This is a genomic window from Psychrobacter piscatorii, from assembly GCF_001444505.1.
Lineage (GTDB): Bacteria > Pseudomonadota > Gammaproteobacteria > Pseudomonadales > Moraxellaceae > Psychrobacter > Psychrobacter piscatorii_B.
Genome location: NZ_LNDJ01000046.1, coordinates 38,643 through 58,108 on the forward strand (window position 1 = coordinate 38,643; position 19,466 = coordinate 58,108).

The window sequence follows — 19,466 nt, forward strand, 5'->3', positions numbered from 1 at the left end:
CCGCTATCAATATAGCGGCTTTTTTATAATCGATACTTGGGAGATGGTACTGACAATATGCTATGCCGTTACTTCTAAAGTACTACTGTCTATCAAGGCAATACTCTATTAAAAGTCATAAAGCACTCTGTACCGTCAGGATCAGCGCACCATTGCATCTGATTGCCATCATGGTACAAAAACGCGATCAATGCTTCGTCACTTTGATCCACTTGGTTGCCTGAGCAGTCTACTTCGTTATTATCATAGATCGTCTTGATAGCGATGACGGGCAGGCCTTCTTCACGATGTGTGACTAGATAACGCCCATACGTCCATTCTTTGCCACTCACTGCCCACATCTCATTGTCCGCACCAAAATTATATAGCTCACGGCACTGATTCGACTTGTTGACTGACGCCATTAAATTTTTACTGGTAGTCGGCTTAATGTTTAGTATGCGCGCCTCACTTTGAGTGATTATGCCACCATCCATATCAGCTACCACCTTAGGCTCTGCACTGTTTTTTTGCAGACTATTCGATGATGCCGCTTGCTGAGCTTTCGCCTCTTTGGTCATGGTGATAGAACTGTCTAAATCTATCTCCCATTGTCCTGCAATGGCTGGACTAATATGCGTAGTGATTGTCGGGTCAGTAACTGTCTCACCACTCACTGGCAATGAAGCCAGAATAGACGCCAATGTAAATGAAGCAAATGATATAGGTTCCATGATTAACCTTTTATTTATAATATTTTATATACATTAGCGTAAGTCGTAGACACCAAAAACACAAGTAACATTATGCTATTGGGCAAAATACCTTAATCCAAACGATAACCAAAACCTTAGTCAGTAGTGACGTTGAAGTAAGATAATGCCCGATAATCTAGTCGCTTTCTACTCATAAAAAAATGACACCGTAGCTTTGCTTGTTGAATACAAGGAGCTACGGTGTTATATATTTATAAAATTAAGACCAGTAAAGTATTACGATATAGTTATCTAATACTAAGCAGCTTCCACATTCAATGCTTGAGCGAAGGCTGATAGCGCCCCTTTGAGCATGGCTGATACGGTGCTGCTACAAGTACCGATGCCGGAGTATACTTCACCATCCACATTCAACTGAATATAAGCGGCGGCATTTGCATTCGTTTTATTCTCACTATTGGTATCATCATCGATACCATTACCACTATTATGGTGCGGGTTAATGGCATGCTCTGCATAGTTAATAATATGCAATGATTTACCCGTATGCTGTGCAAGACCGTCGATAAACGATGATAATGGACCATTACCCGTACCATCGATATCAATGGTGTCGTTATTCATCTGGACTTGGCCGCTGAAATACACCTCACCGCCTTTGTTACTGACACTATAATCTAGTAACTCAAACTTACCTTGCTGCAAGTAGGTATCCTCAAAGGTCTGTAATATTTCATCATTTTGTAATTCACGGGCAACCGCTTCCGCTTGCTTTTGTACCACACGGCTAAAGTCAATCTGCATCCAACGTGGTAGGTTAAAGCCATAATTACGCTGCAAGATATACGCAACACCACCTTTGCCCGACTGGCTATTGATACGTACTACATCTTGATAGCTACGACCAATGTGCGCAGGATCAATTGGCAAATATGCCACATCCCACACGTTGTCAGTCTCAGTTTGGTTGTTTTCATTGTAGTCGAGTGACTTCTTAATGGCATCTTGATGTGAGCCGCTAAAGGCGGTAAAGACAAGCTCTCCCACATAAGGGTGGCGTGGGTGTAGCGGCAAGTTATTGCATTCGCTCACGACCTGTACGATTTCACTCATATTGCTAAAATCAAGCTCGGGATCGATACCTTGGCTAAACAAGTTCATGGCCATGACCATGATATCCATGTTACCCGTACGCTCGCCATTACCAAGCAATGTACCCTCAATGCGATCCGCGCCTGCAAGCACACCCAATTCAGCAGCGGCGACTGCACAGCCACGGTCATTATGCGTATGTAAACTGACGACCACATGCTCACGCTGAGCAAGATGACGGCAGAAATACTCTACTTGATCCGCAAAGACATTCGGCATAGAGGCTTCAACAGTTGCTGGCAAGTTCAAAATAACCTCTTGGCCTTGCTGCGGCTGCCATACATCACACACCGCGTCGCACACTTCTACTGCATATTCCGTCTCAGTCTGACTAAAGCTCTCAGGTGAATACTGGAACACCCAATCTGTCTCAGGGTATTTTGCCGCATATTCTTTCAATAATTTGGCGCCAGTAATGGCAATCTCTTTAATGTCAGCCTTGTCTTTGCCATAGACTTTTTCACGTTGCACACGGCTGGTTGAATTATAAACATGGACGACGGCGCGTTTGACGCCTTTTAGCGATTCAAAAGTACGGGCAATCAAATGCTCGCGCGCTTGTACCAATACTTGTAGCGTCACATCATCCGGTACGTGGTTTTCTTCGATAAGTTTACGGGTAAAGTCAAATTCAACCTGCGCCGCTGATGGAAAACCAATCTCAATCTCTTTAAAACCCACCTCTACTAAGGTCTTAAAAAAGCGCATTTTTTGTTCAATCGTCATTGGATCAATCAGTGCTTGGTTACCATCACGCAGATCTACACTTGCCCATATTGGCGACTTCTCAATTGTTTTGCTTGGCCAAGTACGATCTGGCAGTAGTGGCGCAAAGGCAAATGGACGGTATTTACGAAAGTCAAAAGCGGCATTTTTTGGTGTGATCTTTGCAGTCCCAGTGGCTGCAGTATGCGTGGCTTGGTCAGACATAATCAATCCTTAGATGATATGGTTATTTGTATGTTTAGCTAGATGATTAGCTGTTGTTTAGAATTGTATTTATCATACGAGCTAACGAGTAGTTACACCATAATAATAGCAAAGTTTAGCAAATAGAAACCTCCTATTTTTTACTTTATTTTCTATGATTTTAGTGAAAAAACCCAATTTAGTAGTTACAATCAACTAAATTCACTATTGAGGCGCTAAAAATGCCAGAAAGTCATTTTGGAAGTACGGGCACAATAGATATAGATGACATCGATAAGCAATTATTGCGCTTGTTACAGACGCAGGCACGTATGAGTATCACGGAGCTTGCTGAGCGTGTCAATCTCTCTGCCACCCCTTGTGCCCGCCGTATTAAACGCTTAGAAGACGCTAATATCATTACAGGCTACCATACCAAAACCGATGCGCAAAAACTGGGCTATCCGCTCGCCGTGTTTATCGCCGTCAGTATGGATCGTCATACGGCTGAGCGTTTTGAGCAATTTGAGCGTAGCGTTCAGAGTTTTGAGGAAGTCGTGAGCTGTAGTATTGTCACAGGACGTACAGAAGACTATCTGATTAAAGTCAGAGTGCGTGATATGGCACATTATGAGGAGTTTTTATTGCATCGCCTCAATCGTATTGAGGGCGTTGCCCAAGTCCACACCAGTTTTGAGCTGCGAGAGGTATTCAGCCGTAGCGTCGTATAGAGCGCTCATGGCGTTAAAAATGCTAAGCGAGCGTTGGTGACTGTCTACGAAACATTATTATCAAAATCAGTCCAATCATCAATCCGATAGCAGCGACCAGTAACCCTGCATTGAAATTGCCATCCTCTCCTGCCAATGCTACCGTCACCAAAGGTCCCAAGAACTGCCCTAGCGCATAGGCGAGCGTTGCCAATGCAATCAGTAAATTAGAATAAGCAGGATTGATGTTTTTAAACAACGTGAGGGTCATCGCCACCATACCGACGAAGGTCAACCCTAGAATAATAGCATTGCCGTATAATCCAAGCGCACCATCAAACCATATAGGCAAACACATGCCAAACGCTTGTAATACCGTGAGACCCATTAGGGTTTTTACCTCACCGATACGTTTGGCAAGCGCGCCCCATAACGGGTTTGATAGCATCGCAAAAACACCAACCACCAACCAAATCATCAATCCAGCATAGGTCTGTGTCGTTAAGCGCTGCGCTGCCATAACAGGCAGGAAAGTTGCTGAGCTGATATAACCAAATCCTGCCAATATATAACTGACAAAAAGCAAAGCAAGCGCTTTATAGTGTCCAGAAATCGCTTCATATAAAGAGCGTTTGAAGTTCAAATAGCTCTGATGCACTGAGACGTGCTGTTTCGAATCGGTCAACTGTGACTCCAAACTATTTACTGGTTTGGGTTTTATTGCGTAGAGGAGCCATATCAGCGGTAAACTAGTGCAGCCTGCAACCAGCCAAATCACATCAAAGTGATAGCCCAATGTTAGAAGCCACCACGTCACAATGGCAGAGGCACTAATACCAACACCGATACCTGCATAATGTACGGCCGAGAGTATAGAACGGCGCTCGGGGCTCAGGTTTTGAATCACAAACGATGAGCTCAATATCATCGCTACCCCGCTTGCAATGCCTGCGATTAGGCGAATGATATACCATAACGTGAGCGACATATTTGGTATAACGAGTAGCATTGTTGTGACAACACTGATTATTGCCCAAAGCGTCATCGCCTGCCATGTCGCACGCTGAGGCACAAACATAGCAATGAGGGCACCGATAAAATAACCGATATAGTTGATTGATGCTAGCCAGCCAGCAATCGTCGTTGATAGTGACAATTGCACCATAATATCAGGTAGAGTGGCGGTAAAGAGAAAGCGTCCATAGCCCATGACAACTGCCATACAGTACATACCGATACAGGCAATGGCCGCTTCATTGGTGATGGTAGGAGCGACACGGCTTTTAATAGCAGTCATCATGACAGCGCCATTTTTGTGGCAATTAGCACACAATCCTTTGTGTTAGATAATTAAAAGCAATAGTAAAATAAGTAGGGGTAAAACAGTTATTAGGGCTATTCAAACGGCATAAGATAAAAACAAACGCTACGATACATCTAACGCTATTGTCTCTGTCGTATCCTGTCCTAGCATTTGTACACGCTGATCGCTAAACATATCCATGTCAGGGGCTAGCGTACGCATAAACCGATCAAAATATAACATTTGCTTGGTCAATAAAGCAAAGTCGCGTGGAAAATGGATACCATGACGTTTGCCAACTTCGACAATCTCAAGCATCATTTTGTTGAGCTCGTCAGCTTGCTCTTTACTGTTAAAAGGCACACCGCTGGTAAAGGTCTTATCCTCTGCCATGATCGTTATCATCATGCGCTCTAGATCATTACCTAAGGCAACCACATCAACTTTATTGCCACCATGCGTCATTTCCATGTCAATCATATGACGTGCCATCGCTTGATAGTCACTATCTTGCATCGCTTGCATCATACCCATGCACGCACGCCAGCTCTCGGCTTTGAGTTTACCGACAATACCAAAGTCTAAGAAACCAATACGCCCATCGGTTAATAGCATCAAGTTACCCGCATGCAGGTCAGCATGGAAGCTATTGCACAGCATGAGACTGGCAAACCAGGTGTTTAATGTATCTGCCATGATTTGCGCAGGATCGCTGCAATACTGACGCATGAGCGACTCATCAACCATAGAAACCCCATATAGGCGGCTCATCGTCAATACACGCTTGGTGGTCAGATCGTCATACACTGTTGGTGCCACTACCCGTGTATTACCTGAGACGGCTAAGAACTGCTGAAAATCGCGGATGTTTTGTGCTTCAGCGATAAAATCCGTCTCAGCAAGCATACGCAGGCGAATCTCATCGATAATTGGCGCGATACTTGCGAATCTCATCGATGGCATCACTATTTCAAGCAACTTGGTCACGCCATGCAATACGCCCAAATCGGTCTGCATAATCGTCTCGACGCCAGGCTTCTGTACCTTTAGCACCACTTCATCACCATTATGCAGACGGGCAGCATGAACCTGAGCGATAGAGGCAGAGGCTAGCGGCTCTGAGTCAATATGCGCAAACTTATCATCAAGACTCATACCATCAGTCGCCAGCTCTTCTTTTAGCACCTGCTCGATATAAGCATAAGACAATGGCGTGGTTTGATCCAAGCAGCTCTGGAAAGCGGTGACATAATCACGTGGAAACAGCGAGGGTGTACTGGCGATAAACTGACCGATTTTGATATAAGTCGTGCCTAACTGCTCAAAGGTTTCTTTGAGTAGCATTGCATCAGGTTTTTCCCCTTTTGCCACTCTTAGCGCAGACAGACCTGCCACACTCGCGGTTTGGCGAACACGGTTAACGACATTAAAGGTATGCTTTAACAAATGCGGACGATGAATTTTCATAAAAAACAACTATGGTAATAGAAAGGATTTGAAAATAGATAATTTCGAAAATAGACTAAAAATATATCAAAGACATAGTATTCAATCAGGGCTGCTACAGACTGGGCATTCTAGATCTTTTCTATAACCCATCAGCCGTTGCTGCATCTGACTACCATCCCATATGAGTAGCTTGTTTGTCAGTGGATTTTTGGTTAATCCCAAATATTGCAAGGCGGTATTGGCTTGTAGGTTACCCATAACCGCAGTGGTACTCGCAAGCACACCAGAATTGGCACAGTTACGCTCATCGGCAGCCTCATCATGCATAAGCGCGCCAAACACGCAATGATAGCAACCTGTGTCTAGATGTGGCTCAAACAGCGCCAGCTGCCCTTGCATCGCAATTGCCGAGGCAGAGAGTAATGGAATTTGATAGCGTACGCTAATGCGATTAATGACATCACGAGTCGCAAAATTATCCGTACAGTCTAGTAATAAGTCTGGCTTACCAGAGGCTAGATTGAGCAATTCATAAGCATTGTCTTCATCTAACCGCGCCACGGTGCCGTAAGCTTCTATCAAAGGGTTGATGCGTGCCAGCATAGCCGCTGCTGTCAGCGCTTTGGACTGACCGATATCTTCTGGCAAAAACAGCGTTTGCCGTTGCAGGTTAGTTGCTTCGATCGCATCATCGTCAATCAAATGAACAGATCCTACCCCTGCACGCACCAGTGTCTCAGACGCTGGACAACCAAGGCCGCCTGCGCCTATTATCACCACGCGTGCTGACTTTAATCGCAGCTGAGCATCCATATCCCAACCGTCGAGTAGTATTTGCCGTGCATAACGGAGCAGCTCATCATCAGATAGCTGTGCCAAATCGTCTGCCATATTTTTTGCAACCTATAATTAAAAATGTCTATCCATAAAGCCTATTTATGGATATTGCCCTACTGTGACACGATCATTACCACCATAATCTTGTACCGTGTGTACTGACTCAAAACCATTCTCCAAAAATAACCGTCGAACCGCAACCCCTTGGTCATGGCCATGCTCGATAGCCAGCAGTCCTTTTTTGCACAAATAAGACGGTGCCTGCTGGACAATATGCTCGATATCAGCCAAACCATGATTGAGTGCACTGAGCGCACTAATCGGTTCAGCGGTTAGACCTGCCAAATGCTCATCTGCCTCATCAATATAAGGCGGATTTGAGACAATCACATCAAACCGACATTCGTCATCAGTAGGTAGCGCTTGATACCAACTGCTTTGGATAAATTCAATATTAGTGACACCATTAAAATCCGCATTATGCCTAGCAATATCGAGCGCCTCAAGCGACAAATCAACGGCGACCACTTGCCAATTGTCTTTTTTTAATTCATGAGCCAAACTGGCAGCAATACAACCTGAGCCTGTACCCAAGTCAAGTAAGCGCTTATGAGGATTAGATACTGGCTGAGCATTGATCCATTTCAATACTTGCTCGACCAATACCTCGGTATCTGGTCTGGGAATCAAAGTATACTCATTGACCACAAAACTCAGCGACCAAAATGCTTGCTGACCCGTCAAATAAGCGAGCGGCATCCCTTCTTGCATTTTAACCATACCAGTATAAAACCGCCTTTGCTCACTCTCTGTCAGCTGATAATCTTCGTCAGTAATCAAAAATAGTGAAGGTTTATCAATAACATATAGCAGCCAATCCGTTGGCCAAAACGATGGTATCTGACGATTTGTCTCACCATTCGTCAGTTGACCAATTTGCTGCTTTATTTGACGAATGGTCAATGCGGTCATAAGTCACTCTTAAAGATATCGTAAATAAAGATAAAAGTACTGCCAATGCTACTCTGAAGCGCGCGGTGGCTCATTGGTATCGGTCAGGTTTGGATTTGCCTTCGTTAATTTGTCATTATCACCGTATATATCGTCATTATCACCAATCACAATGTGTTTATCGACCAGATAAATTAAGATCAAAATTGGCATACCAATCGCAAAGGTGAAAATAAAGAAAAACGGATAGCCCATATTGTCAACGATAGCCCCAGAGTAGCCACCCATCACCTTAGGTAGCAACGTCATTAGCGATGAAAAGATAGCATACTGTACCGCGGTAAAACGAATCGAAGTCAAGGCAGACAAGAACGCAATGAATACAGCGCTGGCAAGGCCTGCCGCTAGATTATCAAAAATCACTGCCACGTACATATGCGGCAAGCTACCAGGATGGTAAGTGAGCAGGACAAATAATAGATTCGTCACACAAGCCAAAATGGCACCGACCATCATCGCCTGCATCATACGCAGTTTTTGAGCCAAAATACCACCCAAAAAGCCACCTGCAATAACCATGATGACACCGACTAACTTCACAGCATTGGCAATGTCTGTCTTACTAAAACCCATGTCTTGGTAAAAGACGTTCGAGATAACCCCTGCGACGATATCAGAAATCCGGTATAACCCAATCAAGGCCAGTAGCAATAATGCTTTTTTGCCATAACGACGGAAAAAATCAACGACTGGTTCAACCCAAGTGGTGTAAGCCATTTCTTGTTTGACCACGCCTATTTTGACAGACAGGTAACCCACAACTGATGCCACCAGTAAGCTGGCTAACAGGTGAACCACTTCGAGTACAAAGGCAAACATCACACTGTCTGTCTCTGGCATTAACGCACCAACATTGACAAAAGCAATGATAAAAGCTACGACCGACAATACAAATACCAGTACTAAGCGAGAATAGTCCGAGGCGGGACGATCAATACGTATCTGCTCACTTACAGGCTCCCGAATTATCAGCGTGGTCACCACACCTACGCCCATCACTGCTGCCATGATCCAGTAGGTGTTGCGCCATGCTTCGTAACTATAAAGCTCTTCGGTCGAACCGAAATAATCTGCCAAATAGAGCGCACCTGCGCCTGCAAAAATCATCCCTAAACGGTAGCCTGCGGTATACATTGCCGACAATACTGACTGAAAACTCGCAGGGGCAAGCTCAATACGATAGGCATCGACCACAATATCTTGCGTGGCGGATGAAAAGCCCAATAGCACGGCTGCCATGGCCATATAGTGCAAACTGCTCTCATCGGTCGGATTGATACTGGCCATCATATAAATCGCCAAAATAATTAAGAGCTGTGCGATCAGAATCCAGCTACGACGGCGGCCCAGTAATCTAGTCAATATCGGTAGCGGCACCGCATCTACTAGGGGCGCCCAAATGAACTTGAACGAATATCCCAATGCCGCCCAACTAAAGGTCGTCACTACACTGCGATCAAACCCCGCCTCACGCAGCCATAACGATAAGCTGGAGAAAATAAGCAAAATAGGAATACCAGCCGCAAAACCCAAAAACAGCATGATCATAGCACGCCGATCAAGATAGGCTTTCGCCGCCTCGCCCCATGATTTTTTGGCGATGGGAGGTTTGGGTGGTACAGATTTGACAGCAGACATAATAACTCACCAACAATTGAGACAAATAACACAACTGCGCACAATTTTTATCAATCTTTAGAATCAGTTATCCATAAAAAGATCGATAAAAATTGCTCTACGTTGCACCAATATGATCATTACAACAAAATTCAGTTATGGTACTTGAGAACCGCTACCTTGACTAGATGTTTTTGCATTAACTCATTGATTCTGGCACTTTCATAACGGCTTATATTTCGCTGCAGTAACGCAGATTATAGCAATCTTTCACTATGGTTAAACCAGTCCTTAGTTTTCTTACTACTTACTCTCATCAAAGATGTCTAACAACGCTTTCAGTTATCGGTAATATGTAGATAGAGATAGGATCAATACAAACTTGATCAGCTTATTACTGTCCTACCTAGTAGCAAGAGCAATGGCGTTAATAGCAAGCTGGATGAGGTACTACACCAAGACTTAATGATTAATAATTTAAAACATATAATTCTTATATATTAGTTTTATAAATGCAAAGCGCTTCGTTATGCTCTCTATATCAACAACGATTATCTTAATTGACGATTTGTTCTTTCTATTACCATAGCCTAGGAGTTTTGCCATGTCCGACTCAACCAACACCCCAACCGATAAAAGCACCACGCAAGATACCGCTGGTTGCCCGATAAACCACCAAGGTAACAGCGATACCGCAACCAATACAACTTATGATCAAGGTGATGATAAGGGACCGACGATTCATAGTGAAAACGTTGATCAAACACACGCACCGCAGCGCCCTAGTATGGGTGGCTGTCCTGTCATGCATCAGGCACACACTACTACAGCCTCTGCTGCCACTGATTGGTGGCCAAACAGCTTGAACCTAGACATATTGCATCAGCAAGATAAAAAGACTGACCCAATGGGAGCAGACTTTGATTATGCTAAAGCCTTCAAACAACTTGATTTAGAAGCGGTCAAAACCGATTTGAAAAACCTCATGACCGAATCACAAGAATGGTGGCCAGCAGATTGGGGTCATTATGGTGGCTTGATGATTCGTATGGCGTGGCATTCAGCGGGTACATATCGCGGTGCCGATGGTCGCGGCGGTTCTAATACTGGCAACCAACGCTTTGCGCCACTAAATAGCTGGCCGGACAACGCCAACCTAGACAAAGCGCGCCGCCTACTATGGCCCATCAAGAAAAAGTACGGCAACAAACTGTCATGGGCGGATTTGATGATTTTGGCAGGCAACATGGCTTATGAGTCTATGGGCTTTAAAACGCTAGGCTTTGCTGGTGGTCGTGCTGATATTTGGCATCCAGAAAAAGACATCTACTGGGGTTCTGAACGCGAATGGCTGGCACCGACCGAAAACCGTTACGATAGCGATAAAGACCGTGCATCCCTCGAAAACCCACTAGCAGCGGTACAAATGGGCTTAATCTATGTCAACCCTGAGGGCGTCGATGGCAACCCTGACCCATTGAAAACCGCTCAAGATATGCGTACGACGTTTGCGCGTATGTCAATGAACGATGAAGAAACGGTTGCTTTGACCGCGGGTGGTCATACCGTTGGTAAGTGTCACGGTAATGGCGATGCGACCACACTAGAAGACGAGCCAGAAGCGGCGGATGTCAAAGAGCAAGGCCTAGGCTGGCGCAATCCTAAAGGTAATGGCAATGCAGGTGATACCGTCTCAAGTGGTATCGAAGGCGCGTGGACAACCAATCCAACCCAATGGGATCATGGCTATTTTGAATTACTATTGAATCACAACTGGGCATTAACCAAAAGTCCAGCAGGTGCATGGCAGTGGGAGCCGACTGACATAAAAGAAGAAGATCGTCCATTAGACGCTCATGATCCCAGTGTCCGCCGTAATCCGATCATGACTGATGCTGACATGGCACTGATTAAAGATCCTGTTTATCGCGAGATTTCAGAGAAATTCCATAACGACCCAGCGTATTTTGATGAGGTGTTTGCCAAAGCATGGTTCAAGCTAACTCACCGTGACCTAGGGCCTAAATCTCGTTACTTAGGGGCAGATGTACCGAGCGAAGACTTTATCTGGCAGGACCCTATTCCAGCAGGCAATGCAGACTTGAATGCTGATGACATTGCAGCGCTAAAATCGCAAATATTGGACAGTGATTTGAGCCGCCGTGAATTAATCATTACCGCATGGGACAGCGCACGTACATTCCGCGCATCAGACTATCGCGGCGGTGCAAATGGCGCACGTATCCGCTTAGCCCCGCAAAAGGACTGGGCAGGTAATGAGCCAGAGCAGCTGCAACGTGTGCTTGAGACATTAACCCGCATTCAGTCTGATTTTGATAAAGACGTAAGTTTGGCCGATTTGATTGTGCTTGCTGGTAATGCTGCTATTGAGCAGGCAGCAAACGATGCAGGCATAGAGGTTACGGTACCATTTACCGCAGGTCGCGGTGATGCAGAAGCGGCAATGACCGATACCGAATCTTTTGCAGACTTAGAGCCACTGCACGACGGCTATCGCAACTGGGTCAAAGAAGACTATGCGGTCTCTCCTGAAGAGATGCTGCTCGATCGCACGCAGCTAATGGGATTGACAGCGCCTGAGATGGTGGTATTGATTGGCGGTATGCGCGTCCTGGATACCAACCATGGACAGAGCCAACAAGGCGTCTTCACTGACCGTGCTGGTGTACTAACCAACGACTTCTTTGTCAACTTGACCGACATGAACTACACGTGGCATCCCGTGAAAACAGGTGACGAGCCAAGCAACACGGTCAATAGTTACGAAATACGTGAGCGTAGTACCGGTAATACCAAATGGCAAGCCAGCCGTGTGGATTTGGTATTTGGCTCAAACTCTATCTTGCGTGCTTATGCTGAGCTATATGCGCAGGACGATAACTTAGAGAAATTCGTTCGTGATTTCGTTAGCGCTTGGAGTAAAGTCATGAATGCGGATCGTTACGATATCGCCAAATAAGTCTGGTTCGCCAAACTGATTGGTCATAGATGAGTATATAGATGATGAGCAGCTGTCTTTTAGAAGGCAGCTGTTTTTATGTTTGTGTCTAACACAATAGCTAGTACTATTTTGGTTGTTTTGCCTTGATAAAATAGAGACTTATAACTAATATTAAAAATCCTACTCCTATATTCATAATTATCATAAATTGATAGCTATTTATTATATACAAGAATAATAGCTTTGTTTTACACTACGCTCTTATGGCATATTTGTAAGTTTTTACTTTCATATACAAATCTTTCAAATATAGGTAAGGTTTGTATTGTTACACAATAGGATTCAGTGATGGCAATCGATGTAGTGGTCAATCAGCGACATTTGCAAATTCAGCTCAAACAGTTGGAAACAGTCTGGCATACGGTGATTAATGGCTATAACTTAAGTCAAGCAGCGACTGTACTGCACACCAGCCAATCGAGCTTGTCAAAGCATATCGCGGCACTTGAGAATCAGCTGAAGACCGAAGTATTTATTCGTCAAGGAAAGCGTCTGACAGGGCTGACCACCATGGGTACGGCGCTTATGCCACATATCGAGTCCATCTTTGTCGAGATTCGTACCATTGAAAATCTGAGCCTTGATTTTAATAATCCTAATATCGGCACATTGACCATTGCGACGACCCACACGCAGGCACGTTATGTCTTGCCAAAAGTGGTTAAAGAATTCAAAGATCGTTTTCCTAAAGTCAATTTGATCTTGCAACAAGCCGATCCTGAGACCATCGCACAGATGGTGATTCGTGGTCAGGCTGATATCGGTATCGCAACGGAGTCCTTACTTCACAATAACTATCTCAGATGCTACCGCTATTACGACTGGACGCATCGTGTCATCGTGCCAAGCGATCACGAACTTGCCAAGCAAGACTCTATCGACTTGCCAACCCTTGCCAGCTATCCCATTGTGACCTATCACGGCGGCTTTACTGGACGCGGCGCGATTGATAAAACCTTTGAAGCAGCAGGTCTAGAGCCAGATATCGTACTCGCCGCGCTTGATGCCGACGTCATTAGTACCTATGTTGGACTTGGCTTAGGCATCGGTATTATTGCCGAAATGGCATTTGAACCAAGTCACTATCAGAACCTAACTGCCATACCAGTCGATCACTTCGGACGCTTTACCAGTTGGATGGCGGTGCGCGATGATGCCGAAATTCGCCAGTACGGTCGCGCCTTTATGGAGCTGTGTCAGAAACAATTTGACAACTAAACAAAGCGACTAGAGCGCCTGTCCTACCTTACGCCACCTTTACCGAGCTTATGCATAAGTGATAAAATACAGTCTATAACGTTATTCAACGTTTGATTTCGTTTTTATTTCTGCATGTATTGCTGGACGCCTAGACATTTAATTGTACTGGGTGTCGATCACTGCATGTCCATTTGCTTCTATGTAACAGGTGATACCGCTCATGGAAAAACTCGTAGCGATCATTATGGCAGTTTTTGCCGCCCCTTTGCTCATTGGCGGCGCTTATCTGCTCTCTTTAGGCGGTAGTCCTTACTATCTTTTTGCTGGCGCAGCGATGCTTGCGACCGCTTTTTTGTTGTTCAAAAAACATTGGAGTGCTTACGGCCTCTACGCTCTTTTCATCGTCATAACGATGGTTTGGGCACTGTGGGAATCTGGATTTTATTGGTGGGCGCTGGCAACTCGCTTGGGTTTCCCACTAATATTTGGTTTATTAATGCTTTTACCGTGGGTCTCTAAGAAGATGCACGGGAAACACGCTCAAGTAACAACCACCAACAACACTAAGAAAAGTCCTCTTTATTATTGGGGACTAATGGCCAGTGTGGTTGTGGGCGCACTGCTCTCTTTCGGTAGTATGGCCAATAATGCCACTGACAAATTGGGCGAGCTCGATTTAACTGCCAACGATGACGGCGATCAAAACGCCACTTCTACCAACCTTGGCGACCCATTATCCACTGGCGGACAAACACCAGATGGCGAATGGAGCGCGTATGGTCGTACTGATTATGGACAACGCTACTCTCCTCTGGCTCAGATCAACACTGATAATGTCAAAGATTTAGAACTCGCTTGGCAAATCCAAACCGGTGATGTCAAAGGTCCTAATGACGTTGGTGAAACCACTTATCAAGCAACACCATTAAAAATCGGCAACGCCTTGTATATGTGTACGCCGCATAACTGGGTATTGGCATTAGATGCCGACTCTGGTGAGACATTGTGGAAGTTTGATCCTAAGGTTGGCGAAAACCTCCAACGTCAGCATCAAACCTGTCGCGGTGTCTCTTACTATGCTGGTCAAACTGGCACGGATAATACCGCTCCGGTTGCTACTGTTGAGTCAGCTAATAATAGCGCCACTGACGATACGTCCGTCGTCGCTCGCAAATCTGCTGCCACTAGCGATACAATGGTACAAAAAATCGCGGGTAATACCTTTGAAAACGCATCTAAGCAATGCGATGCCAAGATATTTATCCCAACCTCTGATGCCAAGCTCTATGCCCTTGATCCAAAAACGGGACAACGCTGTCAAGACTTTGGTGAAGATGGTGCATTAGACCTCATGCACAACATGCCGTTCCAGCAAGCAGGCTACTACTACTCAACGTCTGCACCCGTCGTCGCAGGTGGGGTTATTATTGTTGCTGGTGCCGTCAATGATAACTATGATGTGAACTCACCCTCTGGTGTGATCCGTGCTTATGACGTGAATACTGGCGAGCTTATGTGGAACTGGGATTCAGGCGATCCTGACAACACAGCACCTTTTGATGTCAATGATCCAACTCAAGTCTATCGCACCAGCTCGCCAAACTCATGGTCGACTGCCAGTGCTGATGAAGAGCTTGGCTTGGCCTACTTCCCAATGGGCAATCGCACGCCCGATCAGCTCGGTAGCTATCGTAATGCTGCTGAAGAAAAGTATGCAACCTCTGTGGTCGCACTAGATCTTAAAACAGGTGAAGCGCGCTGGGTACAGCAGTTTGTCCATCATGATCTTTGGGATATGGATACGCCTGCTCAGCCAACATTGCTTGACTTAAATACCGCTGATGGTGTCCAACCTGCGTTGGTTATACCGACCAAACAAGGCGATGTCTACGTCTTGAACCGTGCAACAGGCGAGCCTATTGTACCTATCAAAGAGCGTGATGCACCGCAAGGCTACCTCATTGCTGGTGAACATGCTGCTCCGACGCAACCTTATTCTGGCTTGAGCTTTGCGCCTGAGAAACTGACTGAAAAAGATATGTGGGGCGCAAGTCTCATCGATCAGATGATGTGCCGTATTGAGTTCAACAAACTCAACTACGACGGCCGCTATACGCCGCCATCAACCAACGGTACGTTAGTCTATCCTGGTAACTTTGGTACCTTTAACTGGGGCGGTCTCGCTGTCGATCCTGAAAATGGCGTGATGTTCGGCATGCCAACTTACCTTGCCTTTACCTCAAAACTCATCCCTAAAGACACACTTGGCGATGTTGAGACCAATAAAGGTGAACAAGGTGTGAATGCCAACGAAGGCGCAGACTATGCGGTAGAAATGGGACCATTCTTATCACCACTTGGTGTACCTTGTCAGCAGCCACCATGGGGTACGATCGCAGGTGCTGATCTGGCCACAGGTGAGATTGCTTATCAGCGCAAAAACGGTACTGTACAGGACTTATCTCCTATTCCAATCAAGTTTGAATTGGGGGTGCCTGGTATTGGCGGACCTATCATCACTAAAGGTGGCGTCGCCTTCTTGTCAGCAGCAACAGAAAACAACTTCCGTGCTTATGATCTAAAGAATGGCGATGTGCTATGGAATGTACGTATTCCAGCAGGTGGTCAGGCTACACCTATGACCTACTTGAACTCTAAAGGTGAGCAAATGGTGGTATTGGTAGCTGGTGGACATGGTTCAGTAGGTACGAAGATTGGTGATTATGTTGTGGCTTATAAGCTTGGCGATCAAGCCAAATAAGTGATTTAAAAAACTTACCATTTACATAATGTCATTTCAAAAAAGCAGGTAACTTCGGTTACCTGCTTTTTTATGTGCGACTGGTTTTGTTATACAAATACTTTTGATATAGATATGTTTGATAGCAAGCTTATCAGCAGCCTTATCTTTTGCTAGCTATACCTACTACCCACTAATGGCGCTTTGTTACGATTTATTGCTACTCTGTAACACGGCTTGAAATCGGTAATGGTGACAAGCATATCAAGAGAAAATAATTAATCACTCTACTGGATAATTTATGAATAACAAAATCCCTTTATCTTTTTTAGATCTCGCACCAGTACCTGAAGGTAACACCATCGCTGAAGGTATTGCTCAAACGGTACAAACCGCGCAGCAAGCAGAGAAGTCTGGCTTAAACCGTTACTGGATGGCTGAACATCACAATATGCCAGGTATCGCTAGTGCAGCGACCTCAGTCCTGCTGTCACATATCGGTAGCCAAACCGAGCGCATCCGTATTGGGGCAGGCGGTGTGATGCTACCAAATCATGCGCCTTTGGTAATTGCTGAGCAGTTTGGTACTTTGCAAGCATTATATGGCGACCGTGTTGACTTGGGTTTAGGACGCGCACCTGGCACTGATGGGGCGACGTTTCAGGCACTGCGCCGCCAAATGAAAGACGCCGAGCGTTTTCCACAAGATGTACAAGAACTGATGTACTTCTTGGGCAATGATACAGATGGCAGCCCTGTACAAGCGTTCCCTGGCGCCAGATCGGGCGTCCCTATTTGGATATTGGGCTCTTCTCTATTTGGTGCGACCTTAGCCGCGCATTTAGGACTGCCCTATGTGTTTGCCTCACATTTTGCACCGCAAATGCTAGGACAAGCAATTAAAGCCTATCGTGAGCAGTTCAAACCGTCTGCCTACTTAGATAAGCCTTATGTCATGCTTGCTGCAAACTTGTTACTGGCTGACGACGATGAGACTGCTCAGTATCACTTTACCTCAGCACAGCAGAGCTTTGTACGTTTGCGCCGTGGTGAGACAGGTCAAATGCCAAAACCTACGCACGATATGGACAGCATCTGGAGCCAAGCAGAAAAAATGATGGTAGATAATGCGCTGTCAGTTTCATTCATTGGTTCTGTCGAGACAGTCAAACCAAAATTGGCTGCGTTTTTGGCAACCCATCAACCAGATGAATTGATTGTAACCGCTAATGTACATAATCAAGCAGCGCGTATTCGTTCACTTGAACTTACACCGGAGCTAAACTTATTTACTTTACAATCAAATGAGACACTTGCATAATTATTACCAAACCTTAACTGGATTTTTGACATGGAAGCAACTGCGGTTATCGGTGCATCACTTATGATTGGCTCGTCGATATTTATGTATATCTTGGCATTTCTTGCAGTCATGGCCATCGGTGGTTATCTGACCTACCGTACCAGTCCTAAGCGTAAGCAACGTCGAGAAGAAAAGCGCAATCAAGACAATTTGAATTAATATAAAAAAGCCCCTTTCTCTTTTTTGAAAAAGGGGCTTTTTTAATGCGGTAAAACGTATTAAGACTTAATATATTAAAAATGGTAGTATCTGTTAAAGTAAATGTAGTGAACCTTCTTCCTAGATTCTTTACTACATTAAGCCAAGCGCACGTAATGCTGCCGCACCAAACGCCATGCCAAACATACCAACCACCGTCGTAAACGCCAAGATATTGGCCGCCAATATGTCATTACCCCCCATCGCTTTTGCCATGACATAACTGGCCGCTGCGGCTGGTGATGCCACCATCAAAAATAGTACGCCCATATGGACGCCTGATAAACCAAATGCCAAGCCAATCGCAATGGCGATGATTGGCGCAATCACAATCCGACCAATACTTGCCTGCATAGATAACCCTGAGGCACTCAGCATCGATTTCAAATCAATACTAGCACCAGCGCAAATCAGTGCCAGCGGCAATGCAACCGCTGCTAATAGATCACCCGTTGTATGAATGACGCCTGTAAGCGGTGGCAATGGCAATGCCTTATAAGCAAATGCTGATAGCAATGCCAAAATAAGTGGGTTGGTAAATACCTTTTTGATGATCATAATACTGCGACTGATCAAAGTATCATCCACACTTTTAGAGACACGACTTAACGTAATGACCGCTAAAATATTGAACAATATGGTGACTACGCCCATGTAGACGGCACCAATACTTAAACCACGCTCACCATAAGCATTGGCAACGGTTGCGAGGCCAATAATAGCCATGTTGCTACGGAAAATACCTTGTACGAACACGCCTTGGTCGGCAGGACGTTTGACGAAGCGTTTGGCATACAGCTCCGCCCCAAAGAACAGGACAAATGTCACCAAAATACCAACAAAAATTAGCTTAACTTGCTGACCATAATCAACATCGCTATCGACCACGCTAAAGAATAGCAAGCAAGGCAGGCAGTAGTTAAAAACAAAGCTGGATGCCTGATCAATGAAACTTTGGCTCGCCTCGCCACGTCTTTGCATAAAAAAACCCAACCACATCAAAGCAAGGTTGGGGAATACAATAGTAATAGCAAAAACAATAGCATCAATCATAAATAGGCTCAATTCGGTGACAAGCCCATCATGATATGAGCATCAACAAGAAAATTTAATAAGTAATAATCAGATTTTACGACCTAGTATAGAGACAAAGCAGCAAGTAAGACAAGTTTGAATGAGACTTTATTTCGTTAATAGAGTGGTTTTTCAATAAACAAAAGCCCGCAATAAAATATTAGGGGCTGTCCTAGATAACTAGTT

Annotated in this window: 14 protein-coding genes; 6 read left to right on the top strand and 8 right to left on the bottom strand. The window is 45.0% G+C overall.

The annotated features are described in order from the left end of the window. Positions 1 to 92: 92 nt before the first annotated feature. Both AS194_RS02385 and leuA read right to left on the bottom strand, forming a co-directional pair. On the bottom strand, positions 93 to 713 hold the full coding sequence (locus AS194_RS02385) for a hypothetical protein (RefSeq protein WP_058023875.1): 621 nt from the start codon (positions 711 to 713) through the stop codon (positions 93 to 95). 279 nt (positions 714 to 992) lie between these two features. Next, positions 993 to 2,777, bottom strand: a complete 1,785-nt coding sequence (leuA, locus tag AS194_RS02390) for a 2-isopropylmalate synthase (protein ID WP_058023876.1) — start codon at positions 2,775 to 2,777, stop codon at positions 993 to 995. A 221-nt stretch (positions 2,778 to 2,998) separates the two neighbouring features. On the opposite strand from leuA, the gene AS194_RS02395 reads away from it, so the two are divergent. After that, positions 2,999 to 3,487 carry an Lrp/AsnC family transcriptional regulator gene (locus AS194_RS02395; protein WP_058023877.1) on the top strand — a complete coding sequence of 163 codons (489 nt, stop codon included), beginning with the start codon at positions 2,999 to 3,001 and terminating at the stop codon, positions 3,485 to 3,487. 22 nt (positions 3,488 to 3,509) lie between these two features. On the opposite strand, the gene AS194_RS02400 is transcribed toward AS194_RS02395, so the two are convergent. The 5 genes from AS194_RS02400 to AS194_RS02420 all read right to left on the bottom strand — a co-directional run bounded on the left by AS194_RS02400 (position 3,510) and on the right by AS194_RS02420 (position 9,704). Next, positions 3,510 to 4,766, bottom strand: a complete 1,257-nt coding sequence (locus AS194_RS02400) for a YbfB/YjiJ family MFS transporter (protein WP_058023878.1) — start codon at positions 4,764 to 4,766, stop codon at positions 3,510 to 3,512. Positions 4,767 to 4,892: 126 nt separating this feature from the next. Further along, positions 4,893 to 6,236 (bottom strand): ABC1 kinase family protein, encoded by a 1,344-nt coding sequence (locus tag AS194_RS02405; protein WP_058023879.1) that lies wholly within the window; start codon positions 6,234 to 6,236, stop codon positions 4,893 to 4,895. 81 nt (positions 6,237 to 6,317) lie between these two features. Continuing rightward, complete coding sequence (locus AS194_RS02410; protein WP_058023880.1) at positions 6,318 to 7,109, bottom strand: HesA/MoeB/ThiF family protein; 792 nt, start codon at positions 7,107 to 7,109, stop codon at positions 6,318 to 6,320. Between the two features lie 45 nt (positions 7,110 to 7,154). After that, positions 7,155 to 8,027, bottom strand: a complete 873-nt coding sequence (prmC, locus tag AS194_RS02415; RefSeq protein WP_058023881.1) for a peptide chain release factor N(5)-glutamine methyltransferase — start codon at positions 8,025 to 8,027, stop codon at positions 7,155 to 7,157. A 48-nt stretch (positions 8,028 to 8,075) separates the two neighbouring features. Further along, positions 8,076 to 9,704, bottom strand: a complete 1,629-nt coding sequence (locus AS194_RS02420; RefSeq protein WP_058023882.1) for an AmpG family muropeptide MFS transporter — start codon at positions 9,702 to 9,704, stop codon at positions 8,076 to 8,078. Positions 9,705 to 10,470: 766 nt separating this feature from the next. On the opposite strand from AS194_RS02420, the gene katG reads away from it, so the two are divergent. The 5 genes from katG to AS194_RS13700 all read left to right on the top strand — a co-directional run bounded on the left by katG (position 10,471) and on the right by AS194_RS13700 (position 18,167). Next, positions 10,471 to 12,663: a catalase/peroxidase HPI gene (gene katG, locus AS194_RS02425; protein WP_058023892.1), complete on the top strand. Its 2,193-nt coding sequence runs from the start codon at positions 10,471 to 10,473 to the stop codon at positions 12,661 to 12,663. Between the two features lie 330 nt (positions 12,664 to 12,993). Beyond that, positions 12,994 to 13,923, top strand: coding sequence for a LysR substrate-binding domain-containing protein (locus tag AS194_RS02430; protein WP_058023883.1), 930 nt, complete (start codon positions 12,994 to 12,996; stop codon positions 13,921 to 13,923). 202 nt (positions 13,924 to 14,125) lie between these two features. Continuing rightward, the gene (locus AS194_RS02435; protein WP_058023884.1) at positions 14,126 to 16,666 is read left to right on the top strand and encodes a membrane-bound PQQ-dependent dehydrogenase, glucose/quinate/shikimate family; all 2,541 of its coding nucleotides are present in this window, start codon (positions 14,126 to 14,128) and stop codon (positions 16,664 to 16,666) included. A 280-nt stretch (positions 16,667 to 16,946) separates the two neighbouring features. Beyond that, positions 16,947 to 17,966, top strand: coding sequence for an LLM class flavin-dependent oxidoreductase (locus tag AS194_RS02440; RefSeq protein ID WP_058023885.1), 1,020 nt, complete (start codon positions 16,947 to 16,949; stop codon positions 17,964 to 17,966). Between the two features lie 30 nt (positions 17,967 to 17,996). After that, entirely contained in the window at positions 17,997 to 18,167 is a 171-nt protein-coding gene (locus tag AS194_RS13700) for a hypothetical protein (protein ID WP_161808405.1), read from the top strand. Positions 18,168 to 18,299: 132 nt separating this feature from the next. Here the strand turns inward: AS194_RS13700 and AS194_RS02445 are convergent, their stop codons facing one another. Continuing rightward, complete coding sequence (locus AS194_RS02445; protein ID WP_058023886.1) at positions 18,300 to 19,259, bottom strand: AEC family transporter; 960 nt, start codon at positions 19,257 to 19,259, stop codon at positions 18,300 to 18,302. Positions 19,260 to 19,466 lie beyond the last annotated feature (207 nt).